16 protein-coding genes are annotated in these 16,088 nt (G+C 65.7%); 13 read left to right on the plus strand and 3 right to left on the minus strand.

Features of this window, described 5'->3' with window-relative positions; genetic code table 11:
* Positions 1-19 precede the first annotated feature (19 nt).
* Genes AC6LJY_RS18700 through AC6LJY_RS18715 form a run of 4 tightly spaced genes read left to right on the plus strand, consistent with a single transcriptional unit; the run spans position 20 to position 2,967 of the window.
* Positions 20-973, plus strand: a complete 954-nt coding sequence (locus AC6LJY_RS18700) for a Bug family tripartite tricarboxylate transporter substrate binding protein (RefSeq protein ID WP_046805490.1) — start codon at positions 20-22, stop codon at positions 971-973.
* A gap of 2 nt (positions 974-975) precedes the next feature.
* Complete coding sequence (locus AC6LJY_RS18705; protein WP_314364465.1) at positions 976-1,506, plus strand: carboxymuconolactone decarboxylase family protein; 531 nt, start codon at positions 976-978, stop codon at positions 1,504-1,506.
* Positions 1,507-1,517: 11 nt separating this feature from the next.
* Positions 1,518-2,081, plus strand: coding sequence for a DUF4286 family protein (locus AC6LJY_RS18710; protein WP_082134516.1), 564 nt, complete (start codon positions 1,518-1,520; stop codon positions 2,079-2,081).
* A gap of 34 nt (positions 2,082-2,115) precedes the next feature.
* Positions 2,116-2,967, plus strand: coding sequence for an alpha/beta fold hydrolase (locus AC6LJY_RS18715; RefSeq protein ID WP_314364460.1), 852 nt, complete (start codon positions 2,116-2,118; stop codon positions 2,965-2,967).
* Between the two features lie 126 nt (positions 2,968-3,093).
* On the opposite strand, the gene argF is transcribed toward AC6LJY_RS18715, so the two are convergent.
* The gene (gene argF, locus AC6LJY_RS18720) at positions 3,094-4,035 is read right to left on the minus strand and encodes an ornithine carbamoyltransferase (RefSeq protein WP_046805553.1); all 942 of its coding nucleotides are present in this window, start codon (positions 4,033-4,035) and stop codon (positions 3,094-3,096) included.
* Positions 4,036-4,091: 56 nt separating this feature from the next.
* Positions 4,092-5,273, minus strand: coding sequence for an aspartate aminotransferase family protein (locus tag AC6LJY_RS18725; protein ID WP_046805487.1), 1,182 nt, complete (start codon positions 5,271-5,273; stop codon positions 4,092-4,094).
* Positions 5,274-5,473: 200 nt separating this feature from the next.
* Here AC6LJY_RS18725 and AC6LJY_RS18730 point away from each other — a divergent pair, with 200 nt between their 5' ends.
* Positions 5,474-5,764, plus strand: a complete 291-nt coding sequence (locus tag AC6LJY_RS18730) for a DUF3579 domain-containing protein (protein WP_013392635.1) — start codon at positions 5,474-5,476, stop codon at positions 5,762-5,764.
* 120 nt (positions 5,765-5,884) lie between these two features.
* Here the strand turns inward: AC6LJY_RS18730 and AC6LJY_RS18735 are convergent, their stop codons facing one another.
* A complete protein-coding gene (locus tag AC6LJY_RS18735) occupies positions 5,885-6,604 on the minus strand; it encodes a GntR family transcriptional regulator (protein ID WP_104143274.1) in 720 nt (239 codons plus the stop codon).
* A gap of 265 nt (positions 6,605-6,869) precedes the next feature.
* Here AC6LJY_RS18735 and AC6LJY_RS18740 point away from each other — a divergent pair, with 265 nt between their 5' ends.
* From AC6LJY_RS18740 to AC6LJY_RS18775, 8 genes are all read left to right on the plus strand, one after another.
* Positions 6,870-7,607, plus strand: a complete 738-nt coding sequence (locus AC6LJY_RS18740; RefSeq protein ID WP_498136529.1) for an aspartate/glutamate racemase family protein — start codon at positions 6,870-6,872, stop codon at positions 7,605-7,607.
* Positions 7,608-7,702: 95 nt separating this feature from the next.
* A complete protein-coding gene (locus AC6LJY_RS18745; RefSeq protein ID WP_498136530.1) occupies positions 7,703-9,280 on the plus strand; it encodes an ABC transporter substrate-binding protein in 1,578 nt (525 codons plus the stop codon).
* Positions 9,281-9,363: 83 nt separating this feature from the next.
* A complete protein-coding gene (locus AC6LJY_RS18750; protein WP_046805483.1) occupies positions 9,364-10,356 on the plus strand; it encodes an ABC transporter permease in 993 nt (330 codons plus the stop codon).
* On the plus strand, positions 10,346-11,299 hold the full coding sequence (locus tag AC6LJY_RS18755; protein WP_052946039.1) for an ABC transporter permease: 954 nt from the start codon (positions 10,346-10,348) through the stop codon (positions 11,297-11,299). The genes AC6LJY_RS18750 and AC6LJY_RS18755 overlap by 11 nt, the downstream gene beginning before the upstream one ends.
* Positions 11,300-11,326: 27 nt before the next feature.
* On the plus strand, positions 11,327-12,520 hold the full coding sequence (locus tag AC6LJY_RS18760) for an amidohydrolase family protein (RefSeq protein ID WP_498136531.1): 1,194 nt from the start codon (positions 11,327-11,329) through the stop codon (positions 12,518-12,520).
* A complete protein-coding gene (locus tag AC6LJY_RS18765; RefSeq protein ID WP_498136532.1) occupies positions 12,517-14,037 on the plus strand; it encodes an amidohydrolase family protein in 1,521 nt (506 codons plus the stop codon). Before AC6LJY_RS18760 ends, AC6LJY_RS18765 begins: the two co-directional genes overlap by 4 nt.
* Entirely contained in the window at positions 14,034-15,053 is a 1,020-nt protein-coding gene (locus AC6LJY_RS18770; RefSeq protein WP_498136533.1) for an ABC transporter ATP-binding protein, read from the plus strand. Before AC6LJY_RS18765 ends, AC6LJY_RS18770 begins: the two co-directional genes overlap by 4 nt.
* Positions 15,043-16,071: an ABC transporter ATP-binding protein gene (locus AC6LJY_RS18775; protein WP_498136534.1), complete on the plus strand. Its 1,029-nt coding sequence runs from the start codon at positions 15,043-15,045 to the stop codon at positions 16,069-16,071. The genes AC6LJY_RS18770 and AC6LJY_RS18775 overlap by 11 nt, the downstream gene beginning before the upstream one ends.
* Positions 16,072-16,088: the final 17 nt, after the last annotated feature.

Genomic DNA, 16,088 nt, shown 5'->3' on the forward strand with positions numbered 1-16,088 from the left:
GATTCAACGAGGAGACACCATGTTCAAGAAATTGCTTTCGGCCACCGTGCTGAGTCTGTCCGCTTTCGGCGCGGCCCATGCCGACGGCCCGGTGCGCCTGATCATTGCGTTCCCGCCCGGCGGGCCGGTGGACCTGGTCGGACGCGTGCTGGCCGAACAGCTGGGCAAAGAGCTCAAGCAAAACGTCATTGTCGAAAACAAGGCGGGCGCCAATGGCAACATCGCGGCCGCCTATGTGGCCAAGGCGCCGGGCGATGGCTCGGTGCTGTTCCTGACCAGCGTGGGGGCGGTGGCGATCAGCCCGGCGCTGTACAAAGACCTGCCGTACGACCCCGTGCGCGACTTTGCGCCGGTGTCCAAGGTGGTCAACAACGCCACGGTGTTCGTGGTGAACCCGTCCAACCCGGCTAGCGACGCGGCGGACTTCGTGAAGAAGTCGCAGGCGGCGTCGCAATCCGTGGCGATCGGCTCGTCGGGCATTGGCAGCATTCCGCACCTGACGATGGAAATGTTCGCCGACGCCAGCAAGGCCAACGTGCTGCATGTGCCGTACAAGGGGGCCGCGCCGGTCATCAACGATGTGATGGGCAACCAGGTGTCGGGCTTCTTCGGCGACGTGCCCGGCCTGATCGGCCATATCCAGGGCGGCAAGCTCAAGGCCTTGGGTATCGCCGCGCCCACGCGCCACCCGCTGCTGCCCGATGTGAAGACCTTGGCCGAACAGGGCATTGCCGGCGTGGAATCGAATAACTGGTACGGCATCGTCGCGCCTGCCTCCACGCCCGCCGCCACCATCGACAAGCTGAATCAGGCGGTGCGCGCCGCCTTGGGCAATGAAGCCGTACGCGCCAAGCTGGAAAAGTTTGGCGCCCAGGCAGCGCCCAGCTCGCCGCAGGAACTGGCCGCGCTGATCGCGTCCGACCGCGACAAGTGGACCGCGCTGATCCAGCGCAAGAACATCCGTCCGGAGTAAGCATGAGCGCCAGCCGAGTCACCCCCGTGGTCCCGGGCACCCGCCAGGAACTGGCTGCGATCGAGGCGCGTATCAGCGCCGCGCGCGGCCGGATCTCGCCGCTATACCAGGTGCTGCTGAACAGCCCCGCCGTCGTGGATGGCTGGGAAGCCATGCTGACCGCCATCCGCCAGAAGACGTCGCTGTCGCCGCGTCTGCGTGAACTGATCATCTTGCGCGTGGCGACCTTGAACAACGCGCCCTACGAATTTGACGCGCACGTGCCGCACGCCTTGGCGGGCGGCATGCCGCAGGAGGTGATTGACGCCTTGCGCTCCAACCCGGCGCCGCACGACGTGCAGGGGCTGGCCCCCGGCGAAGCCGAGGTGCTGGCGTTGACCGACGCCATGACGCGCGACATCGAGGTCCCCGACGCGGTGTTCGCGCCCGTGCGCGCACGCTACGATGACGCGCAACTGGTCGAGCTGGCCGCCACCGTGGGCGCGTACAACATGGTGTCGCGCTTCCTGGTGGCGCTACGCGTCGGACATTGAAGGAGATGACAGTGCAGGAATCCGTATTGCTGGTGTCGCTGGGCGAACGCTTTGACAAGGCCCGCGCGGCCGACATGGCAGAGCGTCTGACGGCCGGGCTGGACAAGGTTGAGGTCAGCGCGTTTGCCGCGGTTGAAGAGGCGGACACGTATGTGTACCTGCGCGGCGCAAGCCACGCGCTGGCCGAAATCCAGGCGCGTCTGGCCGAGAGCTTCCCTGGCGCTCGCGCCCGCGTGTTGCATCAAACGCTGGACCTGCCGGGGGCGTCGGCAGGCCAGGACGCGCCGTGGCACTACATCGTTGAAACCGATGTGCTGCCCGAGGCCGAGCAGGACTTGAACGCCTGGTATGACCAGGAACATCTGCCGGGGCTGGCGTCCGTGCCCGGCACGGTGCGCGCGATGCGCTTTGAATGTCGCGATGAATCACCGCGATACCTGGCGTGCTACGACTTGCACACCCGCGAAACCTTCGGCAGCCCGCCGTGGCTGGCCGTGCGCGCCACCGACTGGAGCAGCCGCGTGCGGCCTTCGTTTCGCAACACGCGCCGCACGATGTTCAAGAAAATCCTGTGACGGCGGGCCGGCGATGGGCCGGCAAGGAGGCATGATGAAAATGAAACAGCTGCTGACGGGGCTGACGATCGGCTGCGCGGTCGTGGCGTCGACGCCTGTGCTGGCGGATGCACCCAAACGCGTCAATGTGCTGGTCGGCAACGGCGCGTCGATTGAAGTGCTGGACCAGGGGCAGGGGCCCGCGCTGGTGCTGCTGCCGTCACGGGGACGCGGCGCGCAGGATTTCGACGAACTGGCCGAACGCTTCGTGCAAGCGGGCTATCGCGTGCTGCGTCCGCAGCCGCGCGGCATCGGCGGCAGTACCGGGCCGATGTCGGGCATCACGCTGCATGATCTGGCGGACGACCAGGCCGCCGTGATTCGCACCGTGGCGCGCCAACCGGTGGTGATGGTGGGTCATGCCTTCGGCAACTGGGTGGCGCGCGCCACGGGCGTCGACCACCCCGAGCTGGTGCGTGGCGTGGTGATTGTGGCGGCGGCGGCCAAGCAATATCCCAAGGGTCTGAGCGAACACGTGGATCGCAGCGCCGAACTGTCGTTGCCCGACGCCGAACGCCTGAAGTCGATCCAGTACGCGTTCTTTGCGCCCGGCAACGACGCGCGCGTCTGGTTGAACGGCTGGTACCCGGACGTCAGCGAGAGCCAGCGCCTGGCCGGCAAGGCCACGCGCCAGTCCGATTGGTGGTCGGGCGGGGCCAAGCCGTTGCTGGACCTGCAAGCGGAGCTGGATCTGTTCAAGCCGCCGGCTACGCGCAATGAAATCCGCGATGAGTTCGGTGACCGCGTGTCCGTCGTCGTGGTTCCCGGCGCGGGCCACGCGTTGGTGCCCGAAAAGCCCCAGGCGGTGGTGGACGCCATCGCGGCGTGGGAACGTACGCTGCGTTGATTGCCGTGTATTGAATGCGGCGCGGGCCGGCCACGCAACCCAGCCGTAGCATTGCCGCCAGGGCAGCCCAAATGAAAGGGCCTGGATATCCGAGGATATCCAGGCCCTTTGCGCTTCCCGGCAGGCTTAGTTGATCTGGCCCAGCAGCAGGAATTCCATCAATGCCTTTTGTACGTGCAGGCGGTTTTCGGCTTCGTCCCAGACCACGCTTTGCGGCCCGTCGATGACTTCGCCGGTAACTTCCTCGCCACGGTGGGCGGGCAGGCAGTGCATGAACACGGCTTCGGGGTCGGCGGCCGCCATCATTTCGGCGTCAACGCACCAGTCGGCAAACGCCGCGCGGCGCTCTTCGTTTTCGGCTTCGTAGCCCATGCTGGTCCACACGTCGGTCGTGACCAGGTGCGCGCCCTGGCACGCCTGCATGGGGTCCTTGAACTGGCGCAGCACCTTGTCCGACGGCGAGCCGATGCGCGAGGCTTCAAGTTCGTAGCCCGCGGGCGTGGACACGTGCAGCGTAAAGCCCAGCATCTCGGCTGCGTGCAGCCAGGTGTATGCCATGTTGTTGGCATCGCCCACCCAGGCCACCGTCTTGCCCGCGATCGGGCCGCGATGTTCGATGTAGGTGAAGATATCGGCCAGGATCTGGCAGGGGTGGAATTCGTTGGTCAGGCCGTTGATGACCGGCACGCGCGAATGCGACGCAAAGCGCTCGATGCGGGTCTGCTCGAACGTACGGATCATGACGATGTCGACCATGCGCGAGATGACGCGCGCCGTGTCTTCGATGGGCTCGGAGCGGCCCAGCTGCGAATCGTTGGAGGTCAGGTTGATGACCGAGCCGCCCATCTGGTACATGCCGGCCTCGAACGAGACGCGGGTGCGGGTGCTGGCCTTTTCAAACACCATCGCCAGCGTGCGGTCGTGCAGCGGCATATGGGGTTCGTAGCGCTTGAACTTTTCCTTGATCAGGCGCGCGCGGTCCAGCACGTAGGCGATTTCAGCGGAAGAGAAATCCTTGAACTGGAGAAAATGCCGCAACGGGCCGTTTTGAGTCGTGGGAGGAGTCATGGTGTTGTCGCAGGTCATTGAGCCCGGCCGGGCTGGTGGCCCGGTCGGTACGTTGATTATGGTTTTTCGGACAGGAAGCGTTGGATGAGCGGGACCAGGGTGGCGACGATCTGGTCCGCCTCTTGTTGGGTAAGGATCAGGGGCGGCAGCATGCGGATGACGCGGTCGCGCGTGACGTTGATGAGCAGGCCGGCTTCAAGGGCGTGCAGCACCAGCACGCCGCAGGGGCGCGCCAGTTCTATGCCCAGCATCAAGCCCCGCCCGCGCACCTCGGTAACGCCCGCCGTGTCTGCCAAGGCTTGCGCCAGGGCGTCCTTCAGGTAGGTGCCCACCGTGTGGGCGTTGTCCAGCAGCTTGTCGTCTTCCAGCGTGTCCAGCACGGCCAGGCCGGCGGCGCAGACCAGCGGCCCGCCGCCGAACGTGGTGCCATGGCTGCCGGGCGTGAACACCCCGGCGGCAGGCCCTGCGGCCAGCATCGCGCCAATCGGCACGCCGCCCGCCAGCCCCTTGGCCAGCGTCATCACGTCAGGCTTGATGTCGGCCCATTGATGCGCGAACCACTTGCCGGTGCGGCCGATGCCGGACTGCACTTCGTCGATCATCAGTAGCCAGCCGCGCTCGGTGCACAGCGCGCGCACCGCTTGCAGGTACGAGATGTCGGATGGGCGGATGCCGCCTTCGCCTTGCAGCACTTCAAGCAACACGGCGGTGGTGCGCGGCTCGGCGTCGCCCGCGGCGCGCACGGCGTCCAGGTCGTTATAGGGCACCTGGATGAAGCCGCTGGGCAGCGGTTCGAAGCCCTTGCGGGCCTTGTCGCTGCCCGTGGCCGCCAGCGTGGCCAGCGTGCGGCCATGCCAGGACGAATCCATGGTGATGATGTGGGCGTGCTTGTTGCCGCGCTGGTAGGCGTAGTAGCGGGCCAGCTTGATGGCCGCCTCGTTCGCTTCCGAGCCGCTGTTGCAAAACAGCGCTTCCTGCATGCCCGACAAAGCGCTCAGGCGGGCGGCAAGCGCGGCCTGCTGGGGAATTTCGTAGATGTTCGACGTGTGGATGACGCGCGCGGCCTGTTCGCTGATGGCCGCCACCAGTTTCGGATGGGCGTGTCCCAGGCACGACACGCCGATGCCGGCCAGTGCGTCCAGGTATTTGCGCCCTTGGGCATCCCACAACCATGCGCCGTGGCCGTGCGTGAACGCAACCGGCAGGCGGGCATAGATATTGGCCAGAGGCGAGGTCATTGCGGATCCTCCTGGGGGATTACCAAAAAGCCGCCTTCAAAAAGCCGCCTTCAATTCGATGGACCCCGGGCGAAAGCGGGGCGGAATCGGCTTTTGGAAGAGGGCAAAGGATCAATCATATACAATTCGCGGCGCAGGGCGCATGTTTGATCACGCCGAAGATCCGGCTTTCGTGAAAGGCGCGCTGTAGTGAAGAACTCATGGCAACTCGCGTCAGACAATTCGTAATTCATGGCGTTACCGAAAGCGGTAGCCGATTCCGCCCCAGCGATTGGGCGGAGCGGCTCGCTGGCGTAATGGCACAGTTCCGGCCCGCCGGCTGTGCTGGTAACCACCTCACTTATTCGCCCTATGTGCTGCCTGTCGTGATCGACGGCGTGCGCGGAATCGTGGTCGACCTGCGTTTGCGCGACCTGGAACCGCTGGCGTACAAGTTCGTGGTGGATTTCGCTCGCGACAACAACCTCAAGACGGAAGAACGCGAAATCTAAGTGCCCGAACGAAAAAGCGCCCCGACCGGGCGCTTTTCTCATTCGTGCCGGACCGGCACGCCCGAATGGGCGGGCCAGCGCCTACGCCGCGCCTGCGCGCGGCGAGGTCGGCCGCGCGGCTCAGGTGCCGTAGCGGTCAAGAATCTTGCGGATGTCGCGCACGCCCGACCCGTCGGTGCTGAGCAGCGCGCGCGCCGTCACTGATTCCAGATGATGTTCCAGCAGATGCAGCACGTGCTTTTCGTCGCGCGCGCGCAGGCCTTCCACTATGTCCATGTGTTCGCTGACCGCGCATTCGCTGGAATGCGGCCGCCCGTAAAGCGCCAGGATCAGCGAGCAGCGCGACACGATTTCGTTCACGTAGCGGGCATAGACCGCGTTGCCGGATAGCTCGGCCATCAGGATGTGGAATTCGCCCGACAGCCGGATGGATTCATTCGTGCTGTTGCGCTTGCGGGCCGCTTCCTCTTCTTCGACGTGACGCGCCAGGCGCGTCAGGCCGGCTTCGGTGATGTGTTGCAGCAGCCGGCGGGCCACGTCGCGTTCCAGGCAGCGCCGGGCCTCGAAGATATCGTGCGCTTCTTCCAGGCTGGGCCGCGCCACCGCCGCGCCGCGATTGGGGCGCAAATCCACCAGCCCTTCGCTGAACAGCCGCGTCAACACGCCGCGCACAATCGTGCGGCTGACCCCGAAACGCTCGCCAATGATGTCTTCGGGCAGCTTGTCGCCCGGCAGCAAGGCCTGTTCGATAATGGCGCGGCGTAAATTTATGTATACGATTTCGCTGCGGTTTACGTCTTTCTTGGCGGGCTCGTTGGCCGGCGGCGCGAGAGGTTTCATCGTCTTCTTTGGCTCCTGGACGTGCGCGTTTTCATTGTAATGGGATAGGCCGCGGCACCGGCCGCCGCTGCGCACTGCGGGTGTGGGCAAGCATACTACAACGCCCGCTAAGGGTTAGCGATAGCTTGAAGCCAGATTTCAAGCGCGTACATTGTCGGCATAAATCGTATACAAACATTTATACGAAACGGAATTCGTTGAACGAATCCGTACGGATTGTTTGTATACAAACCGCCGAGGTTGTTTGATGCCAGCAATGCCAGCAATGCCCGCCATGCCCCACGCCGTCACCGTCGACCGGCCCGCCTTCACGCCATACCGCCTGCTGGTGGTCAACGGCAACACCACGGCCGACTTGACCCGCAGCCTGGCCGCCCAGGCGCGCACGTTTTTCGATGGCGCGGCCCACATACACGCCGTCACCGCCGTGTTCGGACCCGCCTATATCGCCAGCCGCGTCGAGGCCGCCGTGGCCGCGCATGCCGTGCTGGAAACCGTGGAGCAGGAAGTGGCCCGGGCCGAAGCGCCGTTCGATGCCTGCCTGTTGGCCTGTTTCGGCGAACCCGGCATCGGCGCCGTGCGCGAATGCCTGAACGTGCCCGTCGTGGGCATGGCCGAAGCGTCGATCATGGCCGCCATGCAGCGCGGCGACCGCTACGCCATCGTCACCGTTGGGCAGCGCTGGCCCGGCATGTTGCGCGAACAGATCCGCCAACTAGGCCTGGAAGCCCGCTGCGCCGCCATCATCGCCTTGCCCGGCAACGCGCTGGATTACGTGTCGCGCTCGCCCGAATCCGCCGCGCAAGTCAGCCTGGCGCTGGAAGCCGCGGTGGCGCAGGGCGCCGACGTGGTCATCGTGGCCGGGGCCGCCCTGGCCGGTTACCTGCCGGTGCTGCCGCGCCGGCCCCTCGTTCCAATCATCGATTCCTATCGCGCCGCGCTGGCCCAAATGCTGGCCCTGGCCTCGCTGGACCGCGCGCAGCGCTTGTGCGCATTGAACTGACCCCGCCGGGTCCGATCGCCATGCCTACCGCGCCGGGCCCGACCCGGCGACATCAAACCGGGTATCAACCCGATAGACAAGGGAGAGTTGCAGCCATGAAAACGTTGCTTAAATGGACCGCCGGCGCGGTGATCGCGCTTTCGGCCATCACGGGGGCTTCGGCCGCCAACACGCTTAAGTGGGGCGCCGCGCGCGACCTGGATTCGCTGGACCCGTATTCCTACGGCAGCACCTTCAACCTGGCTTTCCTGAACCATGTGTACGAAGCGTTGATCCGCTACGACGACAAGTTCAACATCACGCCCGCGCTGGCCGAATCCTGGGAATCCGTGTCGCCCACGGTGCTGCGCTTCAAGCTGCGCCCGGGGGTCAAGTTCCACAACGGCGCGCCCTTTTCGGCGGACGACGTCGTGGCGTCGATGACGCGCGTGTCGGACGAGGCCTCGCCGCTAAAGGGCAATCTGCCGGCGTTCAAGGCCGTGCGCCGTGTAGACGACCTGACCGTCGACATCGAAATGACGCATCCGTACCCGCTGATGCTCAACGACCTGACCAATATCTTCATCTTCAACCGCCAATGGCTGGTCGATAACAACAGCACGCGTCCGACCGACGCCGCCAAGAAGATCGAAGGCTATGCCACGCACAACGCCAACGGCACCGGCCCCTTCAAGGTGGAGTCATACCGGCCCGATACCCGCACCGTGCTGGTCGTGAACAAAGACTGGTGGGACAAGCCCCGCCACAATCTGGACCGCATCGAATTCACGCCCATCGCGTCGGCGCCCACGCGCGTGGCCGCGCTGCTTTCCGGCGACATCAACTTCACCGAAAACGCGCCGCTGCAAGACCTGGACCGCCTGCGCGCCGCGTCCAACGTGAAGGTGCTGGCGGCGACGGAATTGCGCACGCTGTACTTCGGCATGAACCTGGGCGACAAGCTGGTCGGCTCGAACATCAACGACAAGAATCCGCTGAAAGACCTGCGCGTGCGCCAGGCGCTGTACATGGCGCTGTCGCCCGATCTGCTGCAAAAGCGCGTCATGCGCGGCCTGTCGCGCACCACCGGCGCGCTGGTGGCCCCGTCCATTCCCGGCTACGACATCAAGCAGGAAGAGCGCCTGCCGTTCGATGCGGCCAAGGCCAAGAAGTTGTTGGCCGATGCCGGCTACCCCGACGGCTTCACCTTGTCGCTGCTGTGTTCGAACGACATGTTCGTGAACGAAGAAGAACTGTGTCAGGCCGCCGCGTCGATGTGGGCGCGTATTGGCGTCAAGGCGTCGCTGGCCAGCGGGCCGCGGTCGTTGCAGAACCCCAAGCGCTCGCGTGGCGAGTTCGACATCACCATCCACGGCTGGGCCAACGAGCCGCAGATCGATGCGCTGTCGATCCTGCTGCAAGTGATGCATAGCCGCACCGGCCCGGCGGGCGTCTTCAACTGGGGGCAGTGGGGCGACCCGGCATTGGACGCGAAGATCGACGCGGCCGCCGCCGAGATGGACCGCGACAAGCGCATCAAGATGATGGCCGAAGTGTTGCAGACGCTGCATGGCGATGTGCGCTTCCTGCCGCTTCACCAGCAGCCCATGGCCTGGGCCGTGGGCGACAAGGTGGGCGACGTGCTGCAAATGCCGGACAACAAGGCGCGGCTGTGGACGGTGCGCATGCAGTAGCACGAGCTGTTCATGCGACCGCCGCGCCCCGGTCGAGGGCGGCGGTTGCAACAGTCCGACATCGGGTCTGAAGGAGGCCGCACATGCTGGCATTCATTGTTAGACGGGTCTTTAACGCAGTCGGCGTGATGCTGGCGGTGGCGTTGCTGGCCTTCGTGATATTTCGTTTTGTCGGCGATCCCGTCGACATGATGCTTAACGAGCAGGCTTCGCAAACCCAGCGCGACGAGCTGCGCGAACGCCTGGGCTTGAACGCGTCGGTGGGCATGCAGTTCGTGCACTTCGTCACCAACGCCGCGCAAGGCGAATTCGGCATTTCTTACCGCAACCAGCAAGACGTGTTCGCGCTGGTGGCCGAACGTTTCCCGGCCACGTTCGAACTGGTGATGATGGCCACGCTGCTGTCGCTTGCGATCGGCGTGCCGCTGGGCGTGCTGACGGCCATCTATCGCAAGTCACGCATGGCGCAGGCCTTGCAGTTCGTGTCCATCCTGGGTATCTCGTTGCCCAGCTTCGTCGTCGGCATCATGCTGATCCTGATTTTTTCGGTGCAGCTGGGCTGGCTGCCGGGCTTCGGGCGGGGCGACACGGTGAAGATCGGCGGGTGGTCAACGGGCTTGTTGACGCCGTCCGGCCGCGCCGCGCTGGTGCTGCCGTCGATCACCCTGGCGCTGTTCCAGATCACATTGATCATGCGGCTGGTGCGGGCCGAAATGCTGGAGACGCTGCGCACGGAATTCATCAAGTTCGCGCGCGCTCGCGGCCTGCCGGATCGCATCGTGCATTTTCGGCTGGCGCTGCGCAACTGCCTGATGCCGGTCATTACCGTGACGGGCATGCAGATCGGCAACCTGATCGCTTTCGCGTTGATTACCGAAACCGTGTTCCAGTGGCCGGGCATGGGCTTGCTGTTCATCCAATCGGTCATGTTCGTGGACATTCCCGTCATGGCCGCCTATCTGGTGATCGTGTCCTTCATCTTCGTGGCGCTGAACACGTTGGTGGACATGATGTACGGCGTGGTCGATCCGCGCCTGCGCAGCCAGCACGTCAAAGGAGGCGCCAGTGGCCACTAAACCTTTCTCTACGCCGTATTCGGGCGGTGCGCGCAGCCGGCTGTCGCGCTTTTTGCAAAGCGATTTGTGGTGGAGCCTGCGGCACGATTATGTGGCAATGGGCGCGGGCATCGTGCTGTTGGTGGTGGTGTTGCTGGCGGTGTTCGCGCCGTGGATCGCGCCGCAAAATCCTTATGACCTGGCGCAGCTGGATCTGTTGAACGCCGAGCTGCCGCCGTTCTGGGTGGAAGGGGCCGACCCGCAGTTCCTGTTGGGCACCGACACGCAGGGCCGCGATGTGTGGTCGGCCATTCTGTATGGCTCGCGCATGTCGCTGGCGATCGGGCTGGCCACGGTGGTGCTGTCGCTGGCCATCGGCTTGCTTGTGGGCCTGGCGGCGGGCTATTTCGGCGGTTGGGTCGACAACGCCTTGATGCGCGTGGGCGACACGCTGCTCAGTATTCCCACCATTCTGGTCGCCATTCTGGTGACCGCGGTGTTCCGCCAACTGCTGCCGCCGGGCCTGCGCGAAACCTTGTCCGCCGTAATCCTCATCCTGGCCATCTCCATGACCAACTGGGTGCAGTACGCGCGCACGGTGCGGGCGTCCGCGCTGGTCGAGCGTGGCAAGGAATATGTGCAGGCGGCCCGGCTGATCCGGGTCAGTTCGCTGCGCATCATGCTCACGCACATCCTGCCCAACACGCTGACCCCCGTCATGGTGACGGCCACGCTGAACCTGGGGCTGGCCGTGCTGATCGAGGCCACGCTGAGCTTCCTGGGCGTGGGCATGCCGCCTACCGAACCGTCGCTGGGCACGCTGATCCGGCTGGGCAACCAGTTCCTGTTTTCGGGGCAGTGGTGGGTGGTGGTGTTCCCCGCGCTGTATCTGAGCCTGATCGTGCTGGTGGTGAACCTGCTGGGCGATTGGCTGCGCGACGCGCTCAATCCCCGTCTGCGCTGACGGCGCAATCTTCAATAGAGGTCAAGCATGGAAAACGCAACGCTGTACACCCACGTCCGCCCGGCGGGTGGCGAGATCACCACGGTGCTGGTCAAGGACGGCCGCATCCACGCGCTGGGGGCTGAGGCGCCCTCAGGCGTGCCGGTGGTGGACGGGGGCGGTGCGCTGATGCTGCCGGGGCTGATCGACGCCCACGCGCATCTGGACAAGACGATGTACGGCATGCCCTGGTATCGCAACGAGGTCGGCCCGCGCCTGATCGACAAGATCGAGAACGAGCGCGCTGAAAAGAAGCGCCTGGGCATCGACCCGTATCGGCAATCGGCGCGGCAGCTGGTGATGTCGATTGCCGACGGCACCAGCCACATCCGCAGCCATGTGGACGTGGACACCGACATCGGCCTGGGCGCCATCGAAGGCGTGATGCGCGCGCGCGAGCAGTACCGCGACCAGATCGACGTGGAACTGGTGGCCTTTCCGCAAAGCGGACTGCTGATCCGGCCCGGCACGCTGGCGCTGATGGACGAGGCGCTGCGCATGGGCGCGGAGGTGGTGGGCGGGCTGGACCCGGCGGGCATGGACCGCGATCCCAAGGGTCACCTGGATGCCATCTTCGGGCTGGCCGACAAGCATGGCAAGCCAATCGACATCCACCTGCACGAGGCCGGCGAGCTGGGGGCGTTTTCGATGCAGATGACGATCGACCGCGTGTTGGCGCTGGGCATGCAGGGCAAGGTCACCTTGTCGCATTCGTTCTGCCTGGGAATGCCGGACACGCAGGCGGTGCAAGCGCTGACGGACGGGCTGCTGGCCGCCGGCATCCACATCATGACCACCGGGTCCGCGTCGCGGCCGGTGCCCAATGTGGCGCGGCTGCGCCAGGCCGGCGTCACCGTCTGCACCGGCAACGACGGCATGCGCGATACCTGGGGCCCGTACGGCAAGCCCGACATGCTGGAGCGCACCATGCTGGTGGGCCTGCGCAACAACTTCCGGCGCGACGACGAACTGGCGATGGCGCTGGACGTAGCCACTTACGGCAATGCGCGCGTGATGCAGTTGCAGGACTATGGCCTGGCGCCGGGCTGCCATGCCGACTTTGTGCTGGTCGATGCCGAGACCGTGGCCGAGGCCATCGTGGCCCGGCCCGTACGCAAGCTGGTCGTCAAGCGCGGCCACGTGGTGGCGCGCGACGGACGCGCCTTGGCGAGCGCGCCATGATGCCTCCGATGATGTCCGCGATGATGCCCAACAGGGAAGGCCCCATCCTCTTGACCGCGCGCTGGGTGGTCGGCCATGAAAACGGCCGCCATTGCCTCTACGAGAACGGCGAAGTCGTGTTCGACGGCGACCGCATCGTCTACGTGGGCCATCGCTATCCGGGCAGCGTTGCGCGCCGCCATGACTACGGCCGCGCGGTGATCGGCCCCGGCTTCGTGGACCTGGATGCCTTGTCGGACCTGGACACGACCATCCTGGGTTTCGACAATTCACCCGCCTGGCGCAAAGGTCGTATCTGGCCCGAGACGTACATGCAGAAGGGGCCGTACGAGATGTACACGCCCGCCGAACTGGCCTTTCAGAAACGCTACGCGTTTGCGCAGCTGATCCGCAACGGCATCACCACCGCCTTGCCGATTGCGTCGCTGTTCTACCGCGTGTGGGGCGAAACGCGCGACGAATTCCTGTTGGCCGCCAACGCGGCGGGCGAACTTGGCCTGCGCGTGTACCTGGGGCCGGCCTACCGCAGCGGGCACACCTATGTGGATGCCGACGGCAAGATCCGCTGCCATTACGACGAGGCGCGCGGCATGGCGGGGCTGGCCGACGCCGTTGCGTTCTGCGATGAGATCGACGGACGTCACAACGGCCGGGTGCGCGCCATGCTGGCGCCGGACCGTATCGAAACCTGCACGCCGGACCTGCTGCGCGCATCGGCGCAAGCCGCGCAAGAACGCGATATCCCCATCCGGCTGCATTGCTGCCAGTCACGCCTGGAATACGACCTGGTGCTGGAACAGCACGGCATGAGTCCGCCGGAATGGTTGCAAAGCCTGGGCTTCCTGTCGCCGCGCGCCTTGCTGCCGCATGGCACCTATGTCTCGGGTTCGCGTCACATTGCTCGCCCCGGGAATGACCTGGACATCATCCGCGATGCGGGCGCCAGCATCGTGCACTGTCCGCTGGTGTCGGCGCGGCACGGCGCCACGCTGGACTCGTTTGCGCGTTATCGCAGGCTGGGTATCAACGTCGGCATGGGCACCGACACGTGGCCGCCGGACATGGTGCAGAACATGCAGGTGGGCATGATGCTGTGCCGCGTGCTCGAAGGGTCCACCGAAGCCGTGCGCGCCGAAGACTACTACGACGCTGCCACCGTCGGCGGCGCGGATGCCTTGGGTCGGCCGGACCTGGGCCGCCTGGCCGTGGGAGCCAAGGCGGACATCGCCGTCTTCGATTTTTCGCATGACCGCAACGGCCAGATGATCGACCCGATCCAGACGCTGATGATCAGCGGCAGCGGCCGCGATGTGTCGCAAGTGATCATCGACGGGCGTTTCGTCATGGTGGACGGGCGCATTCCCGGCTTTGACGCGCGCCTGGCGCAAGAGCAGGCACAGCGGCAATTCGACGGCCTGGTTGCGCGCTACCCCGACCGCACCTGGGGCCATCCCCCGGTGCAGCAGATTTTCTCTTCCAGCTATCCGCGTCCCGCAAGGAGCAGGAGCCCGTCATGATGGCAATCGACCTTAACGCCGCGCCGGTCGGCGTGCCGACCTTGTCGGTGCGCGGCCTGTCGGTGGAATTTCCCACGCGCCACGGCACGCTGGTGGCCACGCGCGACATCAGCTTTGACATTCAGCCCGGCGAAATCCTGGGCATGGTGGGCGAGTCCGGCGCGGGCAAGTCCTTGACCGGCATGGCGGTGATCGGCCTGCTGGAGCCGCCCGGCCGCCTGGGCGCCGGAGAAATCCTGCTGGCGGGCAAGCGCATCGACAACCTGCCAGCCAAGGCGCGGCAGCGTTTGCGTGGCAAAGAAATCGGCGCGATTTTTCAAGACCCGCTGACCAGCCTGCACCCGCTGTTCACGGTGGGTGACCAACTGATCGAAACCATCCGCCATCACGACAAGGTGTCCGCCCCGGCCGCCCGCGCCCGCGCGCTGGAGCTGCTGCTGGCGGTGGGCATTCCGGCGGCCGACAAGCGCATCGACCACTATCCTCACCAGTTCTCGGGCGGCATGCGCCAGCGCGTGGTGATCGCGCTGGCCCTGGCCGCGCGCCCCAAGCTCATCATCGCGGACGAACCCACCACCGCGCTTGACGTGTCGGTGCAGGCGCAGATCACGGCGCTGCTGCGCCGGCTGTGCCGCGAGCAGGGCACGGCTGTGCTGCTGGTTACGCACGACATGGGCGTGATCGCGGAAACCGCCGACCGCGTGGCGGTGATGTATGCCGGCCGCATCGTCGAGATCGGGCCGGTGCTGGACGTGCTGCGTCGGCCCGGGCACCCCTATACGCAAGGCTTGATGAACGCCATTCCGGGCCTGCGCCATCGAGCCGCCCGCTTGAACCAGATCGACGGCGCCATGCCGCGCCTGCACGCCATGCCCGATGGCTGTGCGTTTCACCCGCGTTGCGCGTCCGCCGGGCCGCGCTGTGCCCACTCCCGGCCGCCCCTGGCCGCTTCGCCTTCGGGCGCTACCGTCAGCGCCTGCTGGCTGCACCAGGAAGGAGTGGCCCATGCCGCGTAACGATGATGTGCTGTTGCGGGCCGACGACCTGGCCTGCTGGTTCGACGTGTCGCCACCCTGGCTGGAACGCACGCTGTCGCGCCAGCCCATGCAGACGTTGAAGGCGGTGGATGGCGTGTCGCTGGCGGTGCCGCGCGGCACGACCCTGAGCATCGTTGGGGAATCTGGCTGCGGCAAATCCACGTTGGCCAAGCTGCTGGTCGGCTTGGTCGCGCCCACGCGCGGCACGCTGCAATACGGGCGCAACCGGGCGGGCGGCGTGCTGTATCCGCAAATGATTTTTCAAGATCCCTACGCCAGCCTGAACCCGCGCTGGCGCGTCGGCAACATCGTGGCTGAACCCATCATCACCCTGGGCCTGCGCCGCACGCCCGCCGACACGCGCCGACGCGTGGACGAACTGCTGGAGCTGGTGGGCCTGTCCGCCAGTGACGCCAGCCGCTTTCCGCACGAGTTCTCAGGCGGGCAGCGCCAGCGCATTTCGATTGCACGGGCGCTGGCGACCCAGGCGGAATTCCTGGTGTGCGATGAGCCGACCTCGGCGCTGGACGTGTCGGTGCAGGCGCAAATCCTGAACCTGATGGGCGACCTGCAAAAGGAATTCGGCCTGACGTATGTGTTCATCAGCCACAACCTGTCGGTGGTGCGGCACGTGTCCGACAGCGTGGCGGTGATGTACCTGGGCAGAATCGTTGAGCAGGCGCCGGCCGATCAATTGTTCGAATCGCCGCGGCATCCCTACACGCGGATGCTGCTGGACACGATTCCCGACCTGGACGAGCCCCGCCGCGACCGTGAACCCATGGGTGGCGAGGTGCCCAACCCGATCCGGCCGCCGTCGGGCTGTACGTTTCATCCGCGATGCCCGGAGGCGCGCGATGAATGCCGCAGCGAAGCGCCGCAGGTCACGCAAACGGGGGGGACGCAAACCGGTGGCCGGCAAACCGGTGGCCGGCAAACCGGTGGCCGGCAATTGCGCTGCCACGCGGTGCGCTGGGAACGCGCGGTGGCGGCCTGAAGGACCCGCCCATCACG

Source organism: Achromobacter sp. RT286_PF (assembly GCF_059760425.1).

What these genes read in the sequence shown, in the direction of transcription:
- AC6LJY_RS18700 (WP_046805490.1), top strand. Translation starts at nt 20, where the DNA reads ATGTTCAAGAAATTGCTTTCGGCCACCGTGCTGAGTCTGTCCGCTTTC.
- AC6LJY_RS18705 (WP_314364465.1), top strand. Translation starts at nt 976, where the DNA reads ATGAGCGCCAGCCGAGTCACCCCCGTGGTCCCGGGCACCCGCCAGGAA.
- AC6LJY_RS18715 (WP_314364460.1), top strand. Translation starts at nt 2,116, where the DNA reads ATGAAAATGAAACAGCTGCTGACGGGGCTGACGATCGGCTGCGCGGTC.
- argF (WP_046805553.1), bottom strand. Translation starts at nt 4,035, where the DNA reads ATGACTCCTCCCACGACTCAAAACGGCCCGTTGCGGCATTTTCTCCAG.
- AC6LJY_RS18725 (WP_046805487.1), bottom strand. Translation starts at nt 5,273, where the DNA reads ATGACCTCGCCTCTGGCCAATATCTATGCCCGCCTGCCGGTTGCGTTC.
- AC6LJY_RS18730 (WP_013392635.1), top strand. Translation starts at nt 5,474, where the DNA reads ATGGCAACTCGCGTCAGACAATTCGTAATTCATGGCGTTACCGAAAGC.
- AC6LJY_RS18735 (WP_104143274.1), bottom strand. Translation starts at nt 6,604, where the DNA reads ATGAAACCTCTCGCGCCGCCGGCCAACGAGCCCGCCAAGAAAGACGTA.
- AC6LJY_RS18740 (WP_498136529.1), top strand. Translation starts at nt 6,870, where the DNA reads ATGCCCGCCATGCCCCACGCCGTCACCGTCGACCGGCCCGCCTTCACG.
- AC6LJY_RS18745 (WP_498136530.1), top strand. Translation starts at nt 7,703, where the DNA reads ATGAAAACGTTGCTTAAATGGACCGCCGGCGCGGTGATCGCGCTTTCG.
- AC6LJY_RS18750 (WP_046805483.1), top strand. Translation starts at nt 9,364, where the DNA reads ATGCTGGCATTCATTGTTAGACGGGTCTTTAACGCAGTCGGCGTGATG.
- AC6LJY_RS18760 (WP_498136531.1), top strand. Translation starts at nt 11,327, where the DNA reads ATGGAAAACGCAACGCTGTACACCCACGTCCGCCCGGCGGGTGGCGAG.
- AC6LJY_RS18765 (WP_498136532.1), top strand. Translation starts at nt 12,517, where the DNA reads ATGATGCCTCCGATGATGTCCGCGATGATGCCCAACAGGGAAGGCCCC.
- AC6LJY_RS18770 (WP_498136533.1), top strand. Translation starts at nt 14,034, where the DNA reads ATGATGGCAATCGACCTTAACGCCGCGCCGGTCGGCGTGCCGACCTTG.
- AC6LJY_RS18775 (WP_498136534.1), top strand. Translation starts at nt 15,043, where the DNA reads ATGCCGCGTAACGATGATGTGCTGTTGCGGGCCGACGACCTGGCCTGC.